This window comes from Streptomyces sp. RP5T (assembly GCF_003933965.1).
Lineage (GTDB): Bacteria > Actinomycetota > Actinomycetes > Streptomycetales > Streptomycetaceae > Streptomyces.
The window spans coordinates 1-4,250 of record NZ_RSAJ01000665.1; the positions used below are offsets into that span (position 1 = coordinate 1).

Annotated in this window: 3 protein-coding genes and 1 tRNA gene; 3 read left to right on the forward strand and 1 reads right to left on the reverse strand. The window is 71.6% G+C overall.

Annotation, left to right across the window (positions count from 1 at the left end; all coding sequences use genetic code 11):
* Positions 1 to 176: 176 nt before the first annotated feature.
* The 3 genes from EHS43_RS38725 (at position 177) to EHS43_RS38735 (ending at position 3,316) form a co-directional block, all read left to right on the forward strand.
* Positions 177 to 1,382 (forward strand): DNA polymerase III subunit delta', encoded by a 1,206-nt coding sequence (locus EHS43_RS38725; RefSeq protein ID WP_125195267.1) that lies wholly within the window; start codon positions 177 to 179, stop codon positions 1,380 to 1,382.
* A 103-nt stretch (positions 1,383 to 1,485) separates the two neighbouring features.
* Positions 1,486 to 3,135, forward strand: a complete 1,650-nt coding sequence (locus tag EHS43_RS38730; protein ID WP_125195268.1) for an alpha/beta hydrolase — start codon at positions 1,486 to 1,488, stop codon at positions 3,133 to 3,135.
* A 107-nt stretch (positions 3,136 to 3,242) separates the two neighbouring features.
* Positions 3,243 to 3,316 (forward strand) — tRNA-Thr (locus EHS43_RS38735).
* A gap of 604 nt (positions 3,317 to 3,920) precedes the next feature.
* Here EHS43_RS38735 and EHS43_RS38740 read toward each other — a convergent pair.
* Positions 3,921 to 4,250 (reverse strand): nucleotidyl transferase AbiEii/AbiGii toxin family protein (locus EHS43_RS38740; RefSeq protein ID WP_148104210.1); only part of this gene is annotated, 330 nt, incomplete at its 5' end.

Below are 4,250 nucleotides of genomic sequence, written 5' to 3' on the forward strand. Positions count from 1 at the left end.
TTTCGGGTGCGGGTGCGGGTGCGTGGGGGCTGGTCGCGCAGTTCCCCGCGCCCCCGGACAGGTGGGTGCAGCTCGACGTGTCTTCGCTGCACCCATTCCGGCCGTCGACCCGTTGTCAGTGCTCACCCGCACAATGGACCCGGAGCATCGAGCACAACGAAAGGGCGGCGTGACCCATGACCGTATGGGACGACCTGGTCGGTCAGGAGAGGGTGAGCGAGCAGCTCGCGGCCGCCGCTCGGGACGCCGACGCCCTGGTCACCGCCGTCGCCACCGGCGCCCCGCCGCCCGAGGCATCGAAGATGACGCACGCCTGGCTGTTCACGGGCCCCCCGGGCGCGGGCCGGAACCAGGCGGCGAGGGCCTTCGCCGCCGCGTTGCAGTGCGTCAGCCCGGACCGGGCCCTCGGAGGAGCGCCCGGCTGCGGGTTCTGCGACGGATGCCATACGGCGCTCATCGGCACCCACGCCGACGTCAGCTCCGTGGCCGCCGTCGGCACCCAGATCCTCGCCGACGACATGCGTGACACCGTCAGGAAGTCCTTCACCTCCCCGGCCAACGGCCGCTGGCAGATCATCCTCGTCGAGGACGCCGAGCGGCTGAACGAGAAGTCGGCCAACGCCGTCCTCAAGGCCGTGGAGGAGCCAGCCTCCCGCACGGTCTGGCTGCTGTGCGCGCCGTCCATCGAGGACGTCCTGCCGACGATCCGCTCCCGCTGCCGTCACCTCAACCTGAGCACGCCGGCCGTGGAGGCCGTCGCCGACATGCTCGTGCGCCGCGAGGGCGTCGAGCCGGCCGCGGCGATGGCCGCCGCCCGCGCCACCCAGGGCCATGTCGAGCGGGCCCGCCGTCTCGCCACCGACCCGGCCGCCCGCGAGCGCCGTGCCGCCGTGCTCAAGCTGCCCCTGCGGATCGACGACATCGGCGGCTGTCTCAGGGCGGCGCAGGAACTCGTCGACGCGGCGGCCGACGACGCCAAGCAGCTCGCCGAGGAGATGGACGGCAAGGAGACCGAGGAGCTGAAGGCGGCGATGGGCGCCTCCCAGGGCGGCCGCATGCCCCGCGGCACAGCGGGCGTGATGAAGGACCTGGAGGACCGGCAGAAGCGCCGCCGCACCCGAACCCAGCGCGACAGCCTCGACCTGGCCCTGACCGATCTGACCGCGTTCTACCGGGACGTCCTCGCCCTCCAGCTCGGCTCCCGGGTGGCGATCGCCAACGCGGACGCCGAGGACGCCCTGGAGCGGCTGGCCCGCGGCAGCTCCCCGGAGACCACGCTCCGCCGGATCGAGGCGATCGGCGCGTGCCGCGAGGCCCTCGACCGCAATGTGGCTCCGCTGCTCGCCGTGGAGGCCATGACGATGGCGCTCAGGGCGGGCTGAGGTCCGTGACCGACGGGTGATCATGCGTTTGACCGGGTCACTCGTACGGGCCGGATCGTTCACGCAGAGCATGCGGCCCAGCGCGGAGGGTTACGCTCGCCCGATGCACACCAGGCGCAATCTCCGCCGCACCGGCCGCACGCTCCCCCTCCGTCGGCCACTTCGCCAGGCACGGGCACAGGGGGCGGCACCGGCCCGCACGGCCCGCACGGGCGGCGTCCTCCTCGCCGTCGCCGCCCTGCTCGTCTCCGCCTGCTCCGCGGGCGCCTCGACGACCTCGGCCACCTCGACCGCCGACGTGGCCCTCGGCGCGCTGCCGAGGTCGACACCGGCCGCCCTCGCGTCGTACTACGGACAGAAGCCGCGCTGGCGCGACTGCGGGGTCCCCGGTTTCCAGTGCGCCACGCTGCGGGCCCCGCTCGACTACGACCGGCCGGCCGGCGGGGACGTCCGGCTCGCCGTCACCCGCAAGAAGGCCACCGGGCCCGGCAGTCGTCTCGGCTCGCTGTTCGTGAACCCGGGCGGACCGGGCGGCTCGGCGGTCGGCTACGTCCAGGGGTACGCCGGGATCGGCTACCCGGCCGAGGTGCGGGCCCGGTACGACATGGTCGCGGTGGACCCGCGCGGAGTCGCCCGCAGCGAGCCCGTGAAATGCCTCGACGGGCGGGACATGGACTCGTACACGCAGACGGACAGCACCCCCGACGACGCCCGCGAGGTCACCCGACTCGTCGACGCCTACCGGAAGTTCGCGGAGAAGTGCGGCGCGCGCTCGGCGAAGCTGCTGCGACACGTGTCGACCGTCGAGGCGGCCCGGGACATGGACATCGTGCGGGCGGCCCTGGGCGACGCGAGGCTGAACTACGTGGGGGCGTCGTACGGGACGTTCCTCGGGGCGACGTACGCGGGACTGTTCCCCGGCCGCTCGGGGCGGCTGGTGCTGGACGGCGCGATGGACCCCTCGCTGCCCGCGCGCCGGGTGAACCTCGACCAGACGGCGGGCTTCGAGACGGCGTTCCGGTCGTTCGCGAAGGACTGCGTGCAGCAGCCGGACTGCCCGCTCGGCGGGAAGGGCACCCCGAGCGCGGAGGTCGGCCGGAACCTCAAGGCCTTCTTCCGCAAGCTCGACGCCCACCCGATCCCCACCGGCGACGCGGACGGCCGCACCCTCGGCGAGGCCCTCGCCACGACCGGGGTGATCGCGGCGATGTACGACGAGAGCTCCTGGGCGCAGCTGCGCGAGGCGCTGACGTCGGCGATGAAGAAGCGGGACGGCGCCGGTCTCCTGGTCCTCGCCGACAGCTACTACGAGCGGGACGGCGACGGCCGCTACAGCAACCTGATGTCCGCCAACGCGGCGGTCAACTGCCTCGACCTCCCGCCCGCCTACGACCGCCCGGAGCAGGTCGAGAGGGCCGTCCCGGCGTTCGAGAAGGCGTCCCCCGTCTTCGGCGCGGGCCTCGCCTGGGCCTCACTCAGCTGCGCGTACTGGCCGGTCGGGGCCACGGGTGAACCGCACCGCATCGAGGCGCGCGGCGCCCGGCCCATCGTCGTGGTCGGCACCACCCGCGACCCCGCCACCCCCTACCGCTGGGCCCGCGGCCTGGCCACCCAGCTCACCTCGGCGCGCCTGCTCACCTACGAGGGCGACGGCCACACCGCCTACGGCCGCGGCAGTGCCTGCATCGACTCCGCGATCAACGCCTACCTGCTCCGCGGCACCCCTCCCGCGGCCGGAAAGCGCTGCTCCTAGCCTGGTCACCGGAGCGTCCGGAGGTGCCCCGAGGGCTGGTGCGGAGCACCCCCGGAAACTGTGTAGACTTACCGACGTTGCTGATCGCACCATGGTGCGGACGGCGCGCCGCCTTAGCTCAGATGGCCAGAGCAACGCACTCGTAATGCGTAGGTCTCGGGTTCGAATCCCGAAGGCGGCTCTATGGTGAACCGCAGGTCAAGCACATGACCTGCGGTTTTTCCTTTTTCTTGACCTTGGAGACGTCGATTTGGAGCACCCGTTGACCTACGCATTCCGTGCGTAGGTTGTGAGGTCTCCACGCTCGGTGAATCTGACGATGGGTAGGCCGTTGACCTGCACGTTTGTGTAGATGGGTGTCGGTTTCGGACCAGGGCTCAGTAAGCAGGGGAGGCCGAGGGGAGGCCATCGGTGCGGCGGAGGCGGCTGTGGGGCAGCCGCAGCGAGCGGAGAGAACGAAGGAATCGCGAGCGCTGCGGTCTCGAACACGTTGGTGACGTGGGCGGTTCGTTGTCGAGAAGTGCCAATCTGGGCCACCGCGGCATTCTGCTGTCGTAGGAGGACTGCGTTGGTGGGCACGCGGGCTGATGGGTACGCACGTGCGCTGCACCGAGATCCGCCCGTACCCAACTCAACTGGGGCTGTCGATGGTGCTACTGCGTTGGCGACCGTTGCGGCCGGGGCACCAACCCCTCCCCGCCCAGCAGCGGAACTGCTTGGGCTGAACTCTCGACACCGCCGATCAGCGCGTGATCACGTGGCGCTGAGGGGGAGATGGCTCTTCGTCAGGCGTTCTCGTCGTGGATCCGCGCTCCCAGGTCCTCCGCCCACTCCAGCGCCCATGCCTTGAGCTCTTCGATCTGCCGGGACGTGAGTCCGTATGCGGCGTAGTCCTCATCCTCGTACCAGTCGGCGCCGGTGAGCCGGTCGCGAAGGTCTTCGAGACTGAACTCGTCGTGGGCGCGGCGGCGGCCGAGGGATTCGAGGTCGGCGGTGGAGCGGTGGCGGGAAGCCGCCTGAACATCAATGAGGTCGCGGACGGTGCCACGGTCGGCGAGGGCACGGACCTTGGTGCCGATCACGTCGTCGAGGGAGAGGACGGGGCCGTAGGGGGT

What these genes read in the sequence shown, in the direction of transcription:
- EHS43_RS38725 (WP_125195267.1), top strand. Translation starts at nt 177, where the DNA reads ATGACCGTATGGGACGACCTGGTCGGTCAGGAGAGGGTGAGCGAGCAG.
- EHS43_RS38730 (WP_125195268.1), top strand. Translation starts at nt 1,486, where the DNA reads ATGCACACCAGGCGCAATCTCCGCCGCACCGGCCGCACGCTCCCCCTC.